This window comes from Acidovorax sp., from assembly GCF_046339755.1.
Taxonomy (GTDB): domain Bacteria; phylum Pseudomonadota; class Gammaproteobacteria; order Burkholderiales; family Burkholderiaceae_C; genus Acidovorax.
Window position 1 is genome coordinate 1 of record NZ_JBKDTZ010000044.1, and the last position, 18149, is coordinate 18149.

The following is an 18149-nucleotide window of genomic DNA, read 5'->3' on the forward strand; positions in this document are numbered from 1 at the left end:
TTCGTGAGGAGGTAGAAGCGGTCCTCGCTCACGGGCGTCGTCAGGGGCGCGCCGCGCTCCTTCCAGTCCGGGAAGAGCTCGGTGAGCGCCCGCGGGTCCATCACGGCGCCCGACAGGATGTGCGCGCCGGGCTCGGAGCCCTTTTCGAGCACCACGACCGAAATCTCCTTGCCGTTGGCGGCGGCCATCTGCTTGAGCCGGATCGCGGTGGCCATGCCGCCGGGGCCGCCGCCCACGACGACCACGTCGTATTCCATTGCTTCACGGGGACCATACTGGGCGAGGATTTCTTCGTTCGTCATGGGTGTTTCGTCGTGCGTTTGATAATCGAGTGATTGTCTTCGGACAGGGGCCAGGATTCTGTCTGTCTGGAGACTGATTGTATTGCCCTATTTTAAATAATCGAACGATCGTTCTTTTTTCTGCAGTGGAGGCTCTCTAAATGGCATACAGCATTGATCTTTCCGGCCGCGTGGCCTTCATCACCGGTGCCTCCAGCGGGCTGGGCGCCCAGTTCGCGCGCACTTTGTCGCGTGCGGGCGCCGGGGTGGTGCTGGCCAGCCGCCGCATCGAAAAGCTCAAGGAACTGCGCGCCCGCATCGAAGGCGAGGGGGGCGACGCCCATGTGATCGAGCTCGATGTGACCGACCACGACTCCATCAAGTCCGCCGTGGCCCATGCCGAGACCGAGATGGGCTCCATCGACATCCTGGTGAACAACTCGGGCGTGAGCACCACGCAGCGCCTGCAGGACGTGACGCCCGAGGACTACGATTTCATCTTCGACACCAACGTCAAGGGTGCCTTCTTCGTCGCGCAGGAGGTTGGCAAGCGCATGCTGGCGCGTTCGCGCGGGGCGGCGCCGGGCAGCTTCACGGGCGGGCGCATCATCAACATCGCCTCCATGGCGGGGCTCAAGGTGCTGCCGCAGATCGGTGCCTACTGCATGAGCAAGGCCGCCGTGGTGCAGATGACCAAGGCCATGGCGCTGGAGTGGGGCAAGTTCGGCATCAACACCAATGCCATCTGCCCGGGCTACATCGACACCGAGATCAACCACCGCCACTGGCAGACCGAGCAGGGGCGCAAGCTCATCGACATGCTGCCGCGCAAGCGCGTGGGTGCGCCCGAGAACCTGGATGCGCTGATCGTCATGCTGGCCAGCGACCAGAGCCACTTCATCAACGGTGCCGTGATCGCTGCGGACGATGGCTTTGCGGTCTGAGCGCCGGTTGATCCCCCGATGCTGACCGGCATCCTGGCCGGGCTCGCCGCGGGCGCGCTCTGGGGGCTGGTCTTCGTCGCGCCGCGCATGGCGGGCAGCTTTGCCTCGGTGGACCTGACCGCGGGACGCTTCGTGGCCTCTGGCGCGGTGGCCCTGGGCATGCTGGCCTGGGGCCTGCGCGGCAATCCGCGCCGGCCCACCTGGGCCCAGGCCTGGGCGGCACTGTGGCTGTCGGTGCTGGGCTTCACGGGGTACTACCTGCTGCTGGTGTGGGCCATCCGCGATGCCGGGGCCGAGATGCCGGCGCTGATCATCGGCACCATTCCAGTCTGGGTCATGCTGCTGGGCAAGCCCCAGGGCCTGCGCTGGGCGGCCCTGGTGCCCGGGCTGGTGCTCACGGTGGCCGGCCTGGTGCTGATGGCCGAGGTGCCGCATGGCGATGTGGCCGCCCCCGGCGCCGGCCGCTACTGGCGCGGCATCGCCATTGTCCTGGTGGCCCTGGTGTTCTGGACGGCCTTCGCCGTCTTCAACTCCGCCTGGCTCAAGCGCCATCCCGAGGTGCGCGCGACCGACTGGGCCAACTGGCTGGGTGTGGCCACGGGACTGGGCGGCCTGCTGCTGTGGCTGGCGGGCGGCACCAGCCTGCCCGAGCTGGCGGCGCAGCCGGGGTTCGGCAGCTTCGTGGCCGTGTGCCTGGCGCTGGGCTTCGGCTCGAGCTGGCTGGCCACCATTTTGTGGAACATCGCCAGCCAGCGCCTGTCCGCCAGCCTGTGCGGGCAGCTCATCGTGAGCGAAACCCTGTTCGCTCTCGTATATTCCTTCGCATGGGATGGCCGCTGGCCGACGCTGGCGCAGTGGGCAGCCGCCGCGCTGTTCACATTGGGCATCCTCGCTTCCATCAAGGCACACCGATGAAAATTGAAATCCCCGAGACAAAGAAGCTGGTGCACGAGATGCGTTTTCCCGTGCGCTGGGGCGACATGGACGCCATGGGCCACGTGAACAACACCGTGTACTTCCGCTACCTGGAGACGGCGCGCATCGACTGGATGGTGTCGGTGGGTTGCAACCCCGACCCCTCGGGCCAGGGGCCGGTCATCGTCAACGCCTTCTGCAACTTCTACCAGCAGCTCGAGTACCCGGCTGACGTGCTGCTCAAGCTCTACGTGAGCGACCCGGGCCGCACCACTTTCGAGACCTGGGGCACCATGGAGCGGGTGGACCGGCCGGGTGTCATCTACGCTGCGGGCGGCGCCACCACCATCTGGGTGGACTTTCCGCAGAAGAAGGCCGTGGCCCTGCCGGAGTGGATGCTGGCCATTGTCAACGGATGACGGCGGGGCGCCTTGACACCCCCTCCCGAATCGGACTAAATCCAGAGCATCGGCACGGTCTGACATGGCCTGCAGTGCACAGCTGATGGGGGTTGTGCGGGTTCATTGTTGCAATGGGCGAGCGTGCGATTTCCTGGCCACGCCGCTTGCCTGTCACGGGGGTTTCGGCCATGGCCACAGACAGCAGCCCTGAGCGCAGCGGTGCTCAATCCGGTGCCCGCCTGCACGGCTGGGCGGTCCCACTGGCTTTTGCCGTCTTTGTCGCCGGTGTGATCGCGCTCGGGATCGCCTTGCACTTTGAGGGCAAGCGGGCTGCCGAACAGGCTGCGTCCGAAACCCTGCGGGTCACCTCCGAACTTTCGGCCCACTCCCTGGACACCTGGCTCGCGGAGCGCTCCGGCGATGCCGAGGCCATCGGCTCCAATCCCCTGCTGGTCAAGGCACTCGACCACTGGTGGCAGGGCGACGCGCAGCGCGCCGAGTACGCTCCGTTCATTCAAAAGCATCTCGAAGGCATACGCCGCGTCTACGGTTACCGAAGCATTGCGATCGTGGATGTCGGCACCGACAAGGCGGTTTTCAGCAGCGGCGCCGCACTGGACGCGCAGCAACTGGGCCGCGTGGCGCAGGCCGGGACGGGTGCGTACCCGCGTTGGATCGAACTGCCAGCAGAGAGTGGTGCAGGGCTGCGTCTGGCGCTGGCGCGCAGCATTGCCGACAGCACCCGCGGAACGGGCCATGTGCTTTACATGGAGATGGACCTGCAGTGGCTGGTGGATACCCTGGCCAAGGCCAGGCTGCCCAACTGGGGTGGCGAGACCATTCTGGTGCACCGCGATGCACGTGGCCTGCAGATCCTGGCCGCGGCCAGCGGGCCCGGTCTGCAGGCGCTTCAAGGGGACGGGCCTGTGGTGGAGTCGCTGCTGACCGAGCCAGGGGTTTCCGCGGCGCAGGGCCGCAACCGGGATGGCGTGGAGGTGATGGCCCGGCGCGAGAACATCCTGCTGCCATCGTGGATGGTGCTGAGCCTGATGCCTGAGAAGGCGGTGTATGCGGCGGTGACAGACCGCAGCCGCCTCCTGGTCCTCGGGGCGGCGGTGCTCATCCTGTTCGGCTCGCTGCTCTATGCCGCCTGGCGCCGCGGCGACCGCCACCGCCACGCCGCGCGCGAGGCCGGGCTGCGCCGGCATTACGAGCACGTGATGCGGGACTCGACCGACATCTTCTTCCTGACCGACAACGACGGCACCATCCTCGACGTGAGCCAGGCGGCGGTCGACGTCTATGGCTATCCGCGCGGGCAGCTCATCGGCATGAACGCACAGCGCCTGCGGCCGCCGGACAACGCCGCGGCACAGGCCGCCATCCTGGAGGCCATGCAGCCCGGCGAATCGCGCCATGTGCGCATCCCCCGGCTGCGCGCCGATGGCAGCACCTTCCTGCTGGAAGGTACCGTCGGCTGCTTCGAGTCGGAGGGGCAGCGCTATTTTGTGGGCATAGGCCGTGACATCACGCGCCAGGCCGAGGTGGAAACGCAGTTGCGCGTGGCTGCGAGCTTCTTCAGCCGGTCCGCCGTCGCCATCGTGGTCGGCGACCGTGACAAGCGCGTCGTCTCGATCAATCCGCACCTCACCAGGATCACCGGCTACACGCTCGAGGATCTGCAGGGCCAACCCACGGTGATCCTCAATGCGGGGCTCGACCCTGCGGGGGTGGAGCGTGCACGTGCCATCCTCAAGGCCGAGGACTTCTGGGAGGGCGAGATGCACATCCGCCGAAAGGACGGCACGGCCTTTCCGGCGCGTCTGCTGGTCTGTGCGCACCGCGGTGCCGATGGCCAGGTGGAGCAGCATGTGGACCTGTTCACGGACCTGACGCGCCTCAAGCAGGCCGAGAGCCAGGCGCAGTACCTTGCCATCCATGACCCGGTCACGGGGCTGCCCAACCGGGCCCGGCTGGAGCAGGAGTTGCCGCTGTACATCGCTGGTGTCGATGCCCAGGCGGCATCCCCGCACAACAGCCTGTCGCTGGCGCTGGTGAACCTGGACCGCTTCAAGGGCATCAACGAATCGTTCGGCTATGCCCAGGGCGATGTGCTGCTGGTCGAGATCGCCAGGCGCCTGCAGGGGCTGAGCGCCGACCTCAAGGGCCTGTACCGCTATGGCGGCGATGAATTCATGCTCGTGCTCTCGGGCAACCCCGTCACCCATGCCCTGCTGATCAGCCAGGTTCGCGCGCTGCTGTCCCCGCCCATCCGCCTGGGGCCGCAGGAGCACCCGGTCTCTCCCACCGCCAGCATCGGCATCGCCAGCTATCCCGAGCATGCGCACGCGGCCGAGGACCTGCTGCACAACGTGGAAGCCGCGATGCGCATCGCCAAGGTCCACGGGCGCAACACCTGGCGCCTGTATGCGCCCGAGATGAATGCCTCGGCCTACGACCACATGCTGCTGGCCGTGGATCTGCGCCAGGCCATCGACGTCGGCGAACTCGAATTGCACCTGCAGCCCCAGTTCACGCTGTCACATGGCCAGCCCGTGGGCATGGAGGCCCTGCTGCGCTGGACGCACAAGACGCGGGGCCCGGTGTCCCCGGCGCGGTTCATTCCGATTGCCGAATCCTCGGGGATGATCGCGGAAATCGGCAACTGGGTGCTGCGCGAGGCGGCGCGCATCTGGTCGCGCTGGCGCAGCGAGGGGTTGGCACCCCTGCCCATCGCCGTGAACCTCTCGGCGGTGCAGTTCCAGGCGCCTGACTTCCTGCACGAGGTGGGCCGTGTCATCTCGGAGTTCGACCTGCCCGCCGGTGCGCTGGAGATGGAGTTGACTGAAGGCACGCTGATGGACAACACGGATGCCGCCGTGGACATCCTGCACCAGCTGGTGGGCATGGGCATCCAGATCGCCATCGACGACTTCGGCACGGGCTACTCCAGCTTGAGCTACCTGCGCCGCTTTCCGGTGAGCAAGCTCAAGATCGACCGCTCCTTCATCCTGGACTTGGGCAAGCATGGGAACGAGGAGGCCGAGGCCATCGCTTCGGCCGTCATCGCCATGGCCAAGAGCCTGAAGCTGCGCGTGATCGCCGAAGGCGTGGAAACGCCCGAGCAGCGCGACTTCCTCAAGGACCATGGCTGCGACGAGGTGCAGGGCTATCTGTATGCCCGGCCGATGTCGGTGGAGGCCTTGACGGCCCTGCTTGCCAGGCGCCCTGCGGCCGGCGCGCAGGCACAGCAGCAGGAAAATTTTTCCTGAGCCTTCGCCTCCCCGTCAGCCCGGGGGCAGGGCAATGCAGTCGCCCTGCGCACCCGGGGTGCCGCTGCCCACCCCGAGCAACAGCAGCCGCTGCAGCTCCGGCAGGTAGCGGATAGCCGTCTGCGGTGCGCTGTAGGCAGCGGAGTCCTGCAGCCTTTCGTGCATGTGCCAGTGGCGGCCCGAAGGCAGGTGCTCGATGCTCAGCGTGCGCACACCGGTGTAGAAGCTGGTGGTGATCTTCCCCTCGCTGCCGAAGAAGCCGCCCCCGGTGAGCGCCGTGCGCCGGCTGCCCTGGAAGACGATGGCAATGCGCAGCCGCTGGTCGCGGCTGGGGCAACTGTCCTCGAACGCGGCGGCGCATTGCAGCGGCAGCGCGTTCTGCTGCACGGTCACCGGCTGCACTCCCGGCTGCCTGACCTCGTCCAGCGCCACGCGTTCGAGCCGGGCGCAGTCCGCATCGGGCACCACACGCCAGGCGCCGGCACCCGGCTGGTCGGCAATGCCGTAGCGTGGCACGCCCAGGCCCATGGCCAGGTAGTACACCGGCCCGTCCTTGCGCAGCAGCAGGGGCGGCATGGTGCTCGAAAGGGGCGAGAGCATGCCGGTGGGTACCTGCACCGGCAGGGGCTGCGCAGCTAGCGTGCCGCCGCCCCCGACAAAGCCGCTGGGGCCCGCCTGGGCGCTGGCGCTGAGGAGGCACGCTGCCAGCAGGGCGCAGGGTGGCGCCATCGGATGCATGGGCCGCCTCTGCCTCAGGCGGCCGGTTTGGCCGTGGGCACGCGGCCCATCAGGTAGAACTCGGGGTTGGGCTGCATGCCGGCAAAGCTGGCCATGCGGTTGCTCAGCCCGAAGAAGGCGGTGATGGCCGCGATGTCCCAGATGTCCTCATCGTCGAAGCCATGCGCGTGCAGTGCGGTGAAGTCGGCATCCTCGATCTCGTGCGAGCGCTCGCAGACCTTCATCGCAAAGTCCAGCATGGCGCGCTGGCGCGGGCTGATCTCCGCCTTGCGGTAGTTGACTGCCACCTGGTCGGCCACCAGCGGCTTCTTCTCGTAGATGCGCAAGATGGCGCCATGCGCCACCACGCAGTACAGGCACTGGTTGGCCGCGCTGGTGGTGGTCACGATCATCTCGCGCTCGCCCTTGGTCAGGCTGCCTTCCTCCTTGAGCATCAGCGCATCGTGGTAGGCGAAGAAGGCGCGCCACTCGGCCGGTCGCCGGGCGAAGGCCAGGAACACATTGGGCACGAAGCCGGCCTTCTCCTGCACTTCGTGGATGCGGGTACGGATGTCCTCGGGCAGGCTGTCGAGCGAGGGGAAGGGGTAGCGGGTCAAAGTCGGTCTCCTTGGGTGGTATGGCGCCAGTATCACGGATGCCAATGGGTGGCGCGCACCGGGCCTTGCGAGGGCGCTGCCGTTTTGCCCGCCAGCGCATACGACAGCTGTGTGGCCGCGGCGATCACGGTGGGCGCGAGCGCTTCGAGCTTCTCGGCCGGCAGCCGCGATTCCGGCCCCGAGATGCACACCGATCCCATGAGCCGCCAGTGCATGCCGAACACCGGTGCCGACACGGTGGCGACGCCGTTCTCGCGCTCGCCGATGGACCAGTAGTAGCCCTTCTTGCGGATCTCCTCGTAGGCCCTGCCGGGCTCGCCCGAGAAGGCCAGGATCACGCGCCCCGGCGAGCCCTTGTCCAGCGGCAGGCCTTCACCCATGCGTGCATGGTGGCGCAGCCCCTGTGGTCCCTCCACGCGCACCAGGCAGGTGCGCACCTGGCCCTCGCGCACGTAGAAGGCAGCACTCTCGCCGGTCACCCGGGAGAGCTCGCGCAGCGCGGGTTCCAGCACGTTCTGCGCATCGAACCCCGCCTGGTAGCGCGCGCCCAGCCAGCCCGCGGCGGGGCCCAGGCGCCAGTCGCCATCCTCGCGCTGCACCATGAAGCCCGACTGCGCCAGGGTGCGCGCCAGCCGCAGCACCGTGGTCTTGTGCAGGCCGCAGCGCCGGCTCAGTTCGGCCAACGGAAGGCTCGATTCACCCAGCGCAAAGGCCTCCAGCACCTGCAGCGCGCGGGTCACGGCAATGACACCGCCGGACTCCTGTGCTCCCCGTGCCTCGGGTGGGGGGGCGGGTTCGTTGGGGCTGGCAGAAGAGCGGCTTTTGGCGGTGTTGCTCATGGTGAACTTTGTTTCATTGGGTGCAACAGCATTGTATGGGTTGAAACGTCTGCGTACAGTCGCGTCCATCGCATCGGGAGTGCAGCCGCTGCGGTCCACCACTACAACGGAGACAAGATCCATGTTCGCTTTTCCATCGCTTTCGCGCGCCCTGAGCACCACCGTCCTGGGCCTGGCCGCCGCTGCGTTGCCCACCGGCGCCGCCCTGGCGCAGGCCGCGTACCCCAGCAAGCCCATCCGCCTGATCGTGCCATTTCCACCCGGCGGCGGCACCGACATGATCGCGCGCACCGTGGCGCAAAAGCTCACCGACCAGAACAAGTGGAACGTGATCGTGGACAACCGGCCGGGTGCTGGCGGCAACCTGGGCGTGGACGCCACGGCCAAGTCCGCACCCGACGGCTATACCCTCGTCATGGGCCAGACCAGCAACCTGGCCATCAACCCCACGCTCTACCCCAAGCTGCCCTACGATCCGCTCAAGGACCTGGTACCCGTGGCGCTGGTGTCGTCCTCGCCCATCGTGATGGCGGCGCCCGTCAACTCGCCCTACAAGACCTTTGCCGATGTGGTGGCTGCCGCCAAGGGCAAGCCCGATGCCGTCACGCTGGGTTATTCCGGAAATGGCACGGTGGCCCATCTCTCGGGCGAACTGGCCGAGAACGCGGCCGGCATCCAGCTGCGCCATATCCCCTACAAGGGCGCGGCCCAGGCCATGACCGACCTGGTCGGCGGGCAGATCGACCTGTACATGTCTTCCGTGCCCACGCTGCTGGGCCAGGTGCGCAACGGCAAGCTCAAGGTCATCGCCATCACCTCGGCCAAGCGCGCCAGCCAACTGCCCGATGTGCCCACGCTCGCCGAGTCGGGCTACAAGGGCTTCGATGCCGTGACATGGTTCGGCATCCTCGCGCCGGCCGGCACGCCCGCGCCCATCGTGGCCCAGCTCAACAAGGCCATCAACCAGGCCCTGCAGCAGCCCGACGTGGCCGAGAAGCTGCGCAGCGAAGGCGGCGACGTGATGGGCGGCAGCCCCGAGCAGTTCACCCAGCTGCTGCGCACCGAAGTGCCGCGCTGGGGAAAGATCGTCAAGGACTCGGGCGCCAGCCTGGACTAGTCCCCAGGACTCGATAGCCGCAGGGGCCGCGCGACCAACGCGTTGCCCTGCCCACCTTTCACCTGCATTGCCTGCAGCCGCTTCAAGTCAGCGGTCGCGCTGCGGCATGGGCATGTCCCAGCCACTGCCGGCGCTGCCGTACCGGTTCCACCGCTTTCCGTGCTCTCTACAAGGAATCCACCATGAGCCAGCTTCCAGACATCATCCGTGACATCGAACGCGTCAGCGCCGAAGTCGTGCAGAAAGCCGCCACCTTCCAGGCCGCCATCCTTGCCGACGTGGCCGGCCGCCGCGGCACCATGCATGCCCGCGTGGCCCCGGTGCACCAGGACATGAAGGTTGCAGGCCCGGCCTTCACCGTCGAGGTGCGCCCGGGCGACAACCTCATGATCCACGCCGCCATCGCGCTGGCCCAACCCGGCGACGTGCTGGTGATCGACGGCAAGGGCGACCAGACTGCTGCCCTGATGGGCACGCTGATGCTCAGCGCCTGCAAGAAGCTGGGCCTGGCGGGCGTGATCGTCGACGGCGCCATCCGCGACAAGCTTGAACTGCTGGAGCTCGGCTTCCCCGTGTTCAGCGCGGGCTTCAATCCTGCCGGCCCCACCAAGTACGTGCCCGGCCGCATCAACCACCCCATCTCGGCCGGAGGCGCGTTTGTGAACCCGGGCGACCTGGTCGTGGGCGATGCCGATGGCGTGGTGGTGATCGAGCGCGCCAAAGCCCCTGCGATGATGGCCCTGGCCGACAAGAAGGTGGCCGACGAAGCCGCCCGCATCGAGGCCATCGCCCGCGGCGACACGGCATCGAAGTGGCTGCCCGCGGCCCTGCGCGCAGCCGGCGTGCTCAAGGAAGGGGAGTCGCTGTGAGCCGCGCCGCCCTCATCGTGACCGGGGCCGACCTGGCTCCCCAGGCCCTGGCACTGCTTGAAGACTTCGAGATCGTCTACGCCGGCAAGGCGCCCACCGAAGACGACCTGGTGGCACTGTGCCGCACCCACGACCCGGTGGCCATCATCGTGCGCTACGGCAAGGTCGGCGCGGCCGTGATGGACGCCGCGCCTTCGCTCAAGGTGATCTCCAAGCACGGCAGCGGCACGGACACCATCGACAAGCTGGCCGCCAAGGCGCGCGGCATCGAGGTGGTGGCCGCCGTGGGCGCCAATGCCGCGGCCGTGGCCGAGCAGGCCCTGGCGCTGCTGCTGGCCTGCGCCAAGTCGGTGGTGGCGCTCGACGCACGCATTCATGCCGGCCACTGGGACAAGGCCACGCACAACAGCCAGGAACTCGGTGGCCGCACCGTGGGCGTGGTCGGCCTGGGCGCCATCGGCCTGCGCTTTGCGAAGATGGCCAATGCGCTGGGCATGCGCGTGATCGGCTTTGATCCATTTGCCAAGAACTTGCCAGCGTACATCGAAAGCGTGGACCTGGCTGCCATCTGGCGCGATTCCGACGCCATTTCGCTGCACTGCCCGCTGACCGACGAGAACCGCGGCATGCTCAATGCCGCCACCCTGGCGCAGTGCAAGCGCGGCGTGGTGGTGGTGAACACCGCGCGCGGTGGCCTGATCGACGAGGCGGCGCTGCTGGCTGCCGTGCGCAGCGGACAGGTGATGGCCGCGGGCCTGGACAGCTTTGCCGTGGAGCCCATGGTGGCGGGCCACCCCTTCCAGGGCGAGGCGAATGTCATCCTCTCGCCGCACATCGGCGGCGTGACCAGCGATGCCTACGTGAACATGGGCGTGGGCGCGGCCCGCAACCTGCTGGACGTGCTCGCACGCCAGGCAGCCACCACAGCTTGAGCCATCGGTCTTGCCAATCCAAGAATCAGGAGACTTCATGAACCCATCCGTGTTGCACCGCCGTGGTTTCGCCCTGGCGTACTTTGCCCTCTGCCTGGCCGGAGCAAGCCAGGCGCAAGAGGCATGGCCGGCCAAGCCGGTGCGTTTGATCGTGCCCTATGGCCCCGGCGGCGCCGTGGACGTGGCCACGCGCAAGATGGCGCAAAAGCTCACCGAGCAGACCGGCCAGAGCTTCATCGTGGAAAACCGCCCCGGTGCCACGGGCACCATCGGCGTGACCCAGGTCGCGCGCGCCGAGGCCGATGGCCACACCCTGGTAGCCAACGACACCACCTATTCGCTGCTGCCGCACATCTTCAGGAAGCTGCCCTTCGACCATGAGAAGGACCTGGTGCCGGTGGCCGCCTATGTGTTCGCGCCCATGGCCCTGGTGGTGAATGCGGGTGGCCCCTACAAGACGCTGGCCGACCTGCTGGGCAAGGCGCGCAAGGAACCGGGCGCCGTGACCTATGGCTCGGGCGGCGCGGGAACCACGCCGCACTTTGCGGCCGAGGCGCTGGGCATGGTGGCGGGCGCGAAGTTCATGCACGTGCCTTTCAAAGGCGCGGCCGAGGCCACGCAGGCCGTGCTGGGCAATACCATCGACATGCAGTTCGCCTCCACGACCGGGGTGATGGGCAATGTGCGCGGCGGCAAGCTGCGCCTTCTGGCCGTGAGCGGCGACAAGCGTCTGGCGGTACTGCCCGAGGTGCCGACCTTTGCAGAAGCCGGCGTCAAGGACTTCGGCGTGGTCAACTGGACGGGGCTGTGGGCGCCCAAGGGCACACCGGCTCCTGTGCTGCAGCGGCTGCAAAAGGAGATCGCCACGGCGATGGCCACGCCCGACATGAAGGCCTTTGCCGAAGGCATGGGCGCCGATGCGCGCCAGGTGGATGCCACTGCATTTGCCAAGATCCTGCACGACAGCAACGCGATGTGGGGCACCATTGCTGCCAAGACGGGGTTCGAGAAACAATGAGCCAGGGGAGCCTGTGATGTTTCTGCTGCAAGTGCCCGAGGTGCGCGACCTCGAACTCTTCACTGCCATGCCCGATGCGCTGCGCCGGCGCGAGCGCAGCGCCTGGGCCGATGCCAACCGCGCAGCGGCCATCACCGACTCGTTCCTCGAAGGCCCGGTGTTCGACGGTGCCGGCAACCTCTATGTGACCGACATCCCCTGGGGCCGTATCCTGCGCATCGACCCCGCAGGCACCTGGACCGTGGTAGCCGAGTACGACGGCGAGCCCAACGGCATGAAGTTCTTCGATGCCGGCACCCTGCTCATCACCGACTACAAGAATGGCCTGGTGCGCCTGGACGTGGCCAGCGGCCGTGTGACCCCGTACCTGGAACGCCGCAACAGCGAGCGCTTCAAGGGCGTGAACGACCTGGTGTTCGATGCCGAGGGCAATCTGTACTTCACCGACCAGGGCCAGAGCGGCCTGCACGACCCTTGCGGGCGCCTGTACCGGCTGCGGCCCAGCGGCCAGCTCGACCTGTTGCTGGCCAATGTGCCCAGCCCCAACGGCGTGGCCTTGTCGTCCGATGGCCGCGTGCTCTACCTGGCCGTGACGCGCGGCAACTGCGTCTGGCGTGTGCCGCTGCTGCCCGACGGCAGCGTGGCCAAGGTGGGGCAGTTCTTCACCTCCTATGGTCCGAGTGGCCCCGACGGGCTGGCGGTGGATGCGCAGGGCCGGCTGCTCGTGGCCAACCCTGGCCTGGGCTATGTCTGGGTGCTCAACCACCGGGCAGAACCTGAGACCGTGCTGCGCGGGCCGGCGGGTGCTTCCACCACCAACCTGGCGTTTGGCGGGGAGGGTGGGCGCACGGTGTTCGTGACCGACTCCACGCACGGCCAGATCCTGCGGGCGCGCATGGACGCCCCGGGCCTGCCGTTGGCGCGTGCTCGTTGACGGGTACCCGGCTTGTGACAATGGGTTTGCTGTTTTGATAAATATTGGCTATTAAAGGCATTCAATCGATTCAATTGATGCGCCATGGATTGCTTCCTAAGATGGCTCTCGCCAAGTGCATGAACCACTGACAAGGAGAGACCCCCATGACGACAGAAGCCAAATGCCCGTTCGACCACACCAAGGCAGCCGCCCCCAAGGGCCGCGGCAATGCCGACTGGTGGCCCAACCAGCTCAACCTGCGCCCGCTCAACCAGAGCTCTCCGCTCGTCGACCCCATGGGCGACGGCTTCAACTACGCCGAGGAGTTCAAGAGCCTGGACCTCGCGGCCGTGAAGGCCGACCTACATGCTCTGATGACCGATTCGCAGGACTGGTGGCCGGCCGATTTCGGCCACTACGGCCCGCTGTTCATCCGCATGGCCTGGCACAGCGCCGGCACCTACCGCCTGGCCGATGGCCGGGGCGGTGCCGGGGCCGGCCAGCAGCGCTTTGCGCCGCTCAACAGCTGGCCCGACAACGCCAACCTGGACAAGGCCCGGCGCCTGCTCTGGCCCATCAAGCAGAAGTACGGCCGCAAGATCTCCTGGGCCGACCTGATGATCCTCACGGGGAACGTGGCGCTGGAATCCATGGGCTTCAAGACCTTTGGCTTTGGCGGCGGCCGCCCCGACGTGTGGGAACCCGATGAGAACGTCTACTGGGGTGCTGAGACTACCTGGCTGGGCGGTGACAAGCGCTACAGCGGCGAGCGCGACCTGGCCACACCGCTGGCCGCCGTGCAGATGGGCCTGATCTACGTGAACCCCGAGGGCCCCAACGGCAACCCCGACCCCATCGCCGCGGCGCGCGACATCCGCGACACCTTTGCCCGCATGGCCATGGACGATGAAGAGACCGTGGCGCTGATCGCCGGCGGCCACACCTTCGGCAAGACCCATGGTGCAGGCGATGCGGCGCTGGTGGGCAAGGAGCCCGAAGGCGGCGGCATCGAGGACCAGGGCTTCGGCTGGATCAGCACGCATGGCAGCGGCTTTGGCGGCGACGCCATCACCAGCGGCCTGGAAGTCACCTGGACCACCACGCCCACGCAGTGGAGCAACAACTTCTTTGAGAACCTGTTTGGCTTTGAATGGGAGCTGACCAAGAGCCCGGCCGGCGCCCACCAGTGGACGGCCAAGGGTGCGGAGGCCACCATCCCCGATGCGCACGACCCTTCGAAGAAGCGCGTGCCCACCATGCTCACCACCGATCTGTCGCTGCGCTTCGACCCGGCCTACGAGGCCATCTCGCGCCGCTTTCTCGCGCACCCCGAGCAGTTCGCCGATGCCTTTGCCCGCGCCTGGTTCAAGCTGACCCACCGCGACATGGGGCCGCGTGTGCGCTACCTGGGCCCCGAAGTGCCGGCCGAGGTGCTGATCTGGCAGGACCCGATCCCCGACGTGGACCACGCCCTGGTTGATGCGCAGGATGTGACGGTGCTCAAGGCAAAGATCCTGGCGTCGGGCCTCTCGGTGTCCGAGCTGGTCTCCACCGCCTGGGCCTCGGCCTCCACCTACCGCGGTGGCGACAAGCGCGGCGGCGCCAACGGCGCCCGGGTGCGCCTGGCACCGCAGAAGGACTGGGAGGTGAACCAGCCCGCGCAACTGTCCAAGGTGCTGGGCAAGCTCGAAGCCATCCAGCAGGAGTTCAATGCCGCGCAGACCAACGGCAAGAAGGTCTCCGTCGCCGACCTGATCGTGCTGGGCGGGGCTGCCGCTATCGAGTCCGCCGCGCGCAGCGCCGGCCAGGAGGTCAGCGTGCCGTTCACGCCGGGCCGCATGGACGCCTCGCAGGAGCAGACCGATGTGGCGTCGTTCGAGGTCATGGAGCCCTTGGCCGACGGTTTCCGCAATTACGTGCGCCCCGGCCTAGAAGACGCGGTGGCCGAGCTGCTGATCGACCGTGCCAACCAGCTCACGCTGACCGGCCCCGAGATGACGGTGCTGGTCGGTGGCTTGCGCGTGCTGGGCGCCAATGCAGGGCAGGGCGGCCATGGCGTCTTCACCAAGTCGCCCGGCACGCTGACCAACGACTTCTTCGTGAACCTGCTGGACATGCGCACCAAGTGGCAGAAGTCGGCCTCGGCCGCTGGCGTGCTCGAAGGTGTGGATCGCGCCACGGGCGCCGCGAAGTGGACCGGTACCGTGGCCGATCTGGTGTTCGGCTCCAACTCGCAATTGCGTGCGCTGGCCGAGGTCTATGGCAGCAGCGATGCGCAAGGCGTGTTCGTGCAGGACTTCATCAAGGCCTGGACCAAGGTCATGAACCTCGACCGTTTTGACCTGGCCGCATCCAAGGCCTGAGCGGTTTGAATGCGCCCCCTTCAGGGGTCGCATTTTTTCTTGTGCGTGACCTGCGGCTACCATCGCGGCCTCGAACCAACCGGAGAGCCCGCATGACGCAGCAACAACCGCCATCCACCAAGGACTTCGACAAGGGCCTGGCCACGCGCAAGCAGGTCATGGGCGAGGACTTCGTGTCCAAGGCCTTTGGCAATGCCACCGAGTTCACGCAGCCCATCCAGGAGTTCATCACCCGCAATGCCTGGGGCGATGTGTGGCAGCGCCCGGGCCTGGACATGAAGACGCGCAGCCTGGTCACCGTGGCTTTCCTCACCGCGCTGGGCAAGCAGCATGAACTCAAGGGCCATGTGCGCGGCGCGCTCAACAATGGCGCCACGGAGGCAGAGATCCAGGAGGTGCTGCTGCACGCCAGCATCTACTGCGGCCTGCCGGCAGCGGTCGAGGCCTTCCGCACCGCGGCCGAGGTGGTGGATGGGCCGAAGTAAGGTTCAGTCCCCTGCAAGCAATTTGTGAACGAGGTCGGCGGCAGTGGACGCGTTGTACTTGCGCATGAGGCGCGCACGGTAGATCTCCACCGTGCGGTGGCTGATCTCCAGCGCCCGGCCGATCTCCTTGGAGGTCAGGCCTTCGAGCAGGCGTGCGGCCACCTCGCGTTCGCGCCCCGTCAGCTCGGCCTTCACGGGGCGCTGCGAGCTCAGGTCCTCGAAGCTCCAGATGCCCGAGGCGTGGGGGTCTTCGCGGTTCAATGCACGTCCTGACACGTGGCACCAGAATACTTCGCCATTGGCACGCTTCATGATGCGGTTGTCGGCGTAATGGCCCTTCGCATTCAGGATGGGCTCCATGTGGGCACCGAGGCGCTCGTATTCGTCGGCGCTCGGATAGAGAATCTGGAACGATTGCCCGATCAGCACTTCGCGCGAGGCGCCGAACATCTCGCAGACGTGGCGGTTGCAGTCCACCATGGTGCGGTTGCGCGACAGCACCAGCCCCACGGGGGCCATGTCAAACGCCAGCCGGTAATCTACGTCCATAGTGCAAGTCTTTACGGGGTACTACTTATTCGGATACGTAGTATCGTAGCGCATCCAACATTCGCAAGGAGATCGTGGTGAACAAGATTTTTCCCTCCGCAGCCAAGGCGCTGGAAGGCGTGGTGGCCGATGGCCAACTGCTCGCCGTTGGCGGTTTCGGGCTGTGCGGCATTCCTGAGGCCCTGATCGACGCGCTGCGCGATTCGGCCGTGAAGAACCTCACCGTGATCTCCAACAACGCCGGTGTCGACGGCTTTGGCCTGGGCAAGCTGCTCGAGACGCGCCAGATCAAGAAGATGATCTCCTCCTACGTGGGCGAGAACAAGGAGTTCGAGCGCCAGTACCTGGCGGGCGAGCTGGAGCTGGAATTCACGCCCCAGGGCACGCTGGCCGAGAAGCTGCGTGCCGGTGGTGCGGGCATCCCGGCCTTCTTCACCAAGACCGGCGTGGGCACCATCGTGGCCGAGGGCAAGGAGCTGCGCGAGTTCGATGGCGAAACCTATGTGATGGAGCGCTCGCTGGTGCCCGACGTCTCGCTGGTCAAGGCCTGGCGCGCCGACAAGTCCGGCAACCTGCAGTTCCGCCTGACGGCGCGCAACTTCAACCCCGCTGCCGCCACGGCCGGCAAGGTCTGCATCGTGGAAGTGGAAGAAGTGGTGGAAACCGGCGCCATCGAGCCCGACCACATCCACCTGCCCGGCATCTATGTGCACCGCATCGTGCACAACGCCCACCCTGAAAAACGCATCGAAAAACGCACCATCACCGAGAAAGCAGGAGCCTGACCATGCCGTGGACCCAAGACCAGATGGCCGCCCGTGCGGCGCAAGAACTCGAAGACGGTTTCTACGTGAACCTGGGCATCGGCATTCCCACGCTGGTGGCCAACCACGTGCCCGACCACATCGAGGTCTGGCTGCAAAGCGAAAACGGCATGCTGGGCATCGGCCCTTTCCCGTACGAAGACGAGGTGGACGCCGACCTGATCAACGCCGGCAAGCAGACGGTGACCACCATCAAGGGCTCGTCCATCTTCGGCTCTGACCAGTCCTTCGCCATGATCCGTGGCGGCAAGATCAACCTGTCCATCCTGGGTGCCATGCAGGTCAACGCCCGCGGCGACCTGGCCAACTGGATGATCCCCGGCAAGATGATCAAGGGCATGGGCGGCGCCATGGACCTGGTGGCCGGCGTCAAGAGCGTGGTGGTGCTGATGGAGCACGTGGCCAGGAAGAAGGACGGCAGCATCGACCTCAAGATCCTGCCGCATTGCACCTTGCCGCTGACCGGCGTGGGTGTGGTGGACCGCATCATCACCGACCTGGGTGTGATGGATGTGACGCCCGAAGGCCTCAAGCTGGTGGAACTGGCCGACGGCGTGACCCGTGAGTTCATCCAGAGCAAGACGGGCGTTCCGCTGATCTGAACCCCCTAGGGTAGGGGCGCGTACCCGGCTTGCCTGGGCCGGGTACGCGAATTGCTCAGTGGCTGCACCTCAGGCCACCCAAGAGCACATTTCCATGCAGGCACCCATCGCCGCCTACCTCCAGGCGCTGCACGCACAATTGGCCGGCGTCAATGCCGGCGAGCTCGCCAGCTACATCCCCGAACTCACCAAGGCCAACCCCGATTGGCTGGGCATCAGCATCGTCACCATGGACGGTGTGGCTTACAGCGAGGGTGATGCCGAACAGCTGTTCACCATCCAGTCCATTTCCAAGCCGTTTGTCTACGGCATGGCCTTGGCCGACCGGGGGCAGCAGGCCATGTCCGAGAAGGTGGGCGTGGAGCCCAGCGGTGACGCCTTCAACTCCATCAGCCTGCATCCCCAGACTGGTGCGCCGCTCAACCCCATGATCAATGCTGGTGCAATCGCCACCACCAGCCTGGTGGCTGGGCGCACCAGCGAGGCGC

General features: G+C 66.8%; 19 protein-coding genes. 14 read left to right on the plus strand and 5 right to left on the minus strand.

The window, feature by feature from the left end; genetic code table 11:
- The coding region (locus tag ACK59X_RS03600; protein ID WP_409955247.1) for an NAD(P)/FAD-dependent oxidoreductase at nt 1-302 on the minus strand (302 nt) is incomplete at its 3' end.
- A gap of 140 nt (nt 303-442) precedes the next feature.
- Here ACK59X_RS03600 and ACK59X_RS03605 point away from each other — a divergent pair.
- From ACK59X_RS03605 to ACK59X_RS03620, 4 genes are all read left to right on the plus strand, one after another.
- Complete coding sequence (locus tag ACK59X_RS03605; RefSeq protein WP_409955248.1) at nt 443-1225, plus strand: SDR family oxidoreductase; 783 nt, start codon at nt 443-445, stop codon at nt 1223-1225.
- 18 nt (nt 1226-1243) lie between these two features.
- The gene (locus ACK59X_RS03610; protein WP_409955250.1) at nt 1244-2140 is read left to right on the plus strand and encodes a DMT family transporter; all 897 of its coding nucleotides are present in this window, start codon (nt 1244-1246) and stop codon (nt 2138-2140) included.
- Entirely contained in the window at nt 2137-2559 is a 423-nt protein-coding gene (locus ACK59X_RS03615) for an acyl-CoA thioesterase (protein WP_409955251.1), read from the plus strand. The genes ACK59X_RS03610 and ACK59X_RS03615 overlap by 4 nt, the downstream gene beginning before the upstream one ends.
- Before the next feature lie 170 nt (nt 2560-2729).
- Nucleotides 2730-5813, plus strand: coding sequence for an EAL domain-containing protein (locus tag ACK59X_RS03620; RefSeq protein WP_409955253.1), 3084 nt, complete (start codon nt 2730-2732; stop codon nt 5811-5813).
- A 15-nt stretch (nt 5814-5828) separates the two neighbouring features.
- On the opposite strand, the gene ACK59X_RS03625 is transcribed toward ACK59X_RS03620, so the two are convergent.
- The 3 genes from ACK59X_RS03625 to ACK59X_RS03635 are packed head-to-tail and all read right to left on the minus strand — an operon-like array spanning nt 5829 to nt 7986.
- Nucleotides 5829-6542, minus strand: a complete 714-nt coding sequence (locus ACK59X_RS03625; protein ID WP_409955254.1) for a hypothetical protein — start codon at nt 6540-6542, stop codon at nt 5829-5831.
- A gap of 23 nt (nt 6543-6565) precedes the next feature.
- The gene (locus ACK59X_RS03630) at nt 6566-7147 is read right to left on the minus strand and encodes a peroxidase-related enzyme (RefSeq protein WP_409955255.1); all 582 of its coding nucleotides are present in this window, start codon (nt 7145-7147) and stop codon (nt 6566-6568) included.
- A gap of 32 nt (nt 7148-7179) precedes the next feature.
- A complete protein-coding gene (locus ACK59X_RS03635; protein ID WP_409955257.1) occupies nt 7180-7986 on the minus strand; it encodes an IclR family transcriptional regulator in 807 nt (268 codons plus the stop codon).
- A gap of 121 nt (nt 7987-8107) precedes the next feature.
- On the opposite strand from ACK59X_RS03635, the gene ACK59X_RS03640 reads away from it, so the two are divergent.
- From ACK59X_RS03640 to ACK59X_RS03670, 7 genes are all read left to right on the plus strand, one after another.
- Nucleotides 8108-9103, plus strand: a complete 996-nt coding sequence (locus ACK59X_RS03640) for a Bug family tripartite tricarboxylate transporter substrate binding protein (protein ID WP_409955258.1) — start codon at nt 8108-8110, stop codon at nt 9101-9103.
- 182 nt (nt 9104-9285) lie between these two features.
- Nucleotides 9286-9972: an RraA family protein gene (locus ACK59X_RS03645; RefSeq protein WP_409955260.1), complete on the plus strand. Its 687-nt coding sequence runs from the start codon at nt 9286-9288 to the stop codon at nt 9970-9972.
- Nucleotides 9969-10904, plus strand: a complete 936-nt coding sequence (locus tag ACK59X_RS03650) for an NAD(P)-dependent oxidoreductase (protein WP_409955261.1) — start codon at nt 9969-9971, stop codon at nt 10902-10904. Before ACK59X_RS03645 ends, ACK59X_RS03650 begins: the two co-directional genes overlap by 4 nt.
- A 37-nt stretch (nt 10905-10941) precedes the next feature.
- Nucleotides 10942-11922 (plus strand): Bug family tripartite tricarboxylate transporter substrate binding protein, encoded by a 981-nt coding sequence (locus ACK59X_RS03655; RefSeq protein WP_409955262.1) that lies wholly within the window; start codon nt 10942-10944, stop codon nt 11920-11922.
- 16 nt (nt 11923-11938) lie between these two features.
- Nucleotides 11939-12856: an SMP-30/gluconolactonase/LRE family protein gene (locus ACK59X_RS03660; RefSeq protein WP_409955263.1), complete on the plus strand. Its 918-nt coding sequence runs from the start codon at nt 11939-11941 to the stop codon at nt 12854-12856.
- A gap of 146 nt (nt 12857-13002) precedes the next feature.
- A complete protein-coding gene (gene katG / locus ACK59X_RS03665; RefSeq protein ID WP_409955265.1) occupies nt 13003-15201 on the plus strand; it encodes a catalase/peroxidase HPI in 2199 nt (732 codons plus the stop codon).
- Between the two features lie 92 nt (nt 15202-15293).
- Complete coding sequence (locus ACK59X_RS03670; protein WP_409955267.1) at nt 15294-15686, plus strand: carboxymuconolactone decarboxylase family protein; 393 nt, start codon at nt 15294-15296, stop codon at nt 15684-15686.
- A gap of 3 nt (nt 15687-15689) precedes the next feature.
- Here the strand turns inward: ACK59X_RS03670 and ACK59X_RS03675 are convergent, their stop codons facing one another.
- Nucleotides 15690-16235: a LuxR C-terminal-related transcriptional regulator gene (locus ACK59X_RS03675; RefSeq protein ID WP_409955268.1), complete on the minus strand. Its 546-nt coding sequence runs from the start codon at nt 16233-16235 to the stop codon at nt 15690-15692.
- Between the two features lie 77 nt (nt 16236-16312).
- Between ACK59X_RS03675 and ACK59X_RS03680 the strand changes: the two genes are divergently transcribed.
- The 3 genes from ACK59X_RS03680 to ACK59X_RS03690 form a co-directional block, all read left to right on the plus strand.
- A complete protein-coding gene (locus ACK59X_RS03680; protein ID WP_184865521.1) occupies nt 16313-17020 on the plus strand; it encodes a CoA transferase subunit A in 708 nt (235 codons plus the stop codon).
- A gap of 2 nt (nt 17021-17022) precedes the next feature.
- Nucleotides 17023-17661, plus strand: a complete 639-nt coding sequence (locus tag ACK59X_RS03685) for a 3-oxoacid CoA-transferase subunit B (protein WP_409955270.1) — start codon at nt 17023-17025, stop codon at nt 17659-17661.
- 94 nt (nt 17662-17755) lie between these two features.
- A partial coding sequence (locus tag ACK59X_RS03690; protein ID WP_409955271.1) for a glutaminase occupies nt 17756-18149 on the plus strand: 394 nt, incomplete at its 3' end.

Excerpts from the sequence above, each read along its gene's own strand:
- ACK59X_RS03605 (WP_409955248.1), top strand. The coding sequence starts at position 443 with ATGGCATACAGCATTGATCTTTCCGGCCGCGTGGCCTTCATCACCGGT.
- ACK59X_RS03610 (WP_409955250.1), top strand. The coding sequence starts at position 1,244 with ATGCTGACCGGCATCCTGGCCGGGCTCGCCGCGGGCGCGCTCTGGGGG.
- ACK59X_RS03615 (WP_409955251.1), top strand. The coding sequence starts at position 2,137 with ATGAAAATTGAAATCCCCGAGACAAAGAAGCTGGTGCACGAGATGCGT.
- ACK59X_RS03620 (WP_409955253.1), top strand. The coding sequence starts at position 2,730 with ATGGCCACAGACAGCAGCCCTGAGCGCAGCGGTGCTCAATCCGGTGCC.
- ACK59X_RS03625 (WP_409955254.1), bottom strand. The coding sequence starts at position 6,542 with ATGGCGCCACCCTGCGCCCTGCTGGCAGCGTGCCTCCTCAGCGCCAGC.
- ACK59X_RS03635 (WP_409955257.1), bottom strand. The coding sequence starts at position 7,986 with ATGAGCAACACCGCCAAAAGCCGCTCTTCTGCCAGCCCCAACGAACCC.
- ACK59X_RS03640 (WP_409955258.1), top strand. The coding sequence starts at position 8,108 with ATGTTCGCTTTTCCATCGCTTTCGCGCGCCCTGAGCACCACCGTCCTG.
- ACK59X_RS03645 (WP_409955260.1), top strand. The coding sequence starts at position 9,286 with ATGAGCCAGCTTCCAGACATCATCCGTGACATCGAACGCGTCAGCGCC.
- ACK59X_RS03655 (WP_409955262.1), top strand. The coding sequence starts at position 10,942 with ATGAACCCATCCGTGTTGCACCGCCGTGGTTTCGCCCTGGCGTACTTT.
- ACK59X_RS03660 (WP_409955263.1), top strand. The coding sequence starts at position 11,939 with ATGTTTCTGCTGCAAGTGCCCGAGGTGCGCGACCTCGAACTCTTCACT.
- katG (WP_409955265.1), top strand. The coding sequence starts at position 13,003 with ATGACGACAGAAGCCAAATGCCCGTTCGACCACACCAAGGCAGCCGCC.
- ACK59X_RS03670 (WP_409955267.1), top strand. The coding sequence starts at position 15,294 with ATGACGCAGCAACAACCGCCATCCACCAAGGACTTCGACAAGGGCCTG.
- ACK59X_RS03675 (WP_409955268.1), bottom strand. The coding sequence starts at position 16,235 with ATGGACGTAGATTACCGGCTGGCGTTTGACATGGCCCCCGTGGGGCTG.
- ACK59X_RS03685 (WP_409955270.1), top strand. The coding sequence starts at position 17,023 with ATGCCGTGGACCCAAGACCAGATGGCCGCCCGTGCGGCGCAAGAACTC.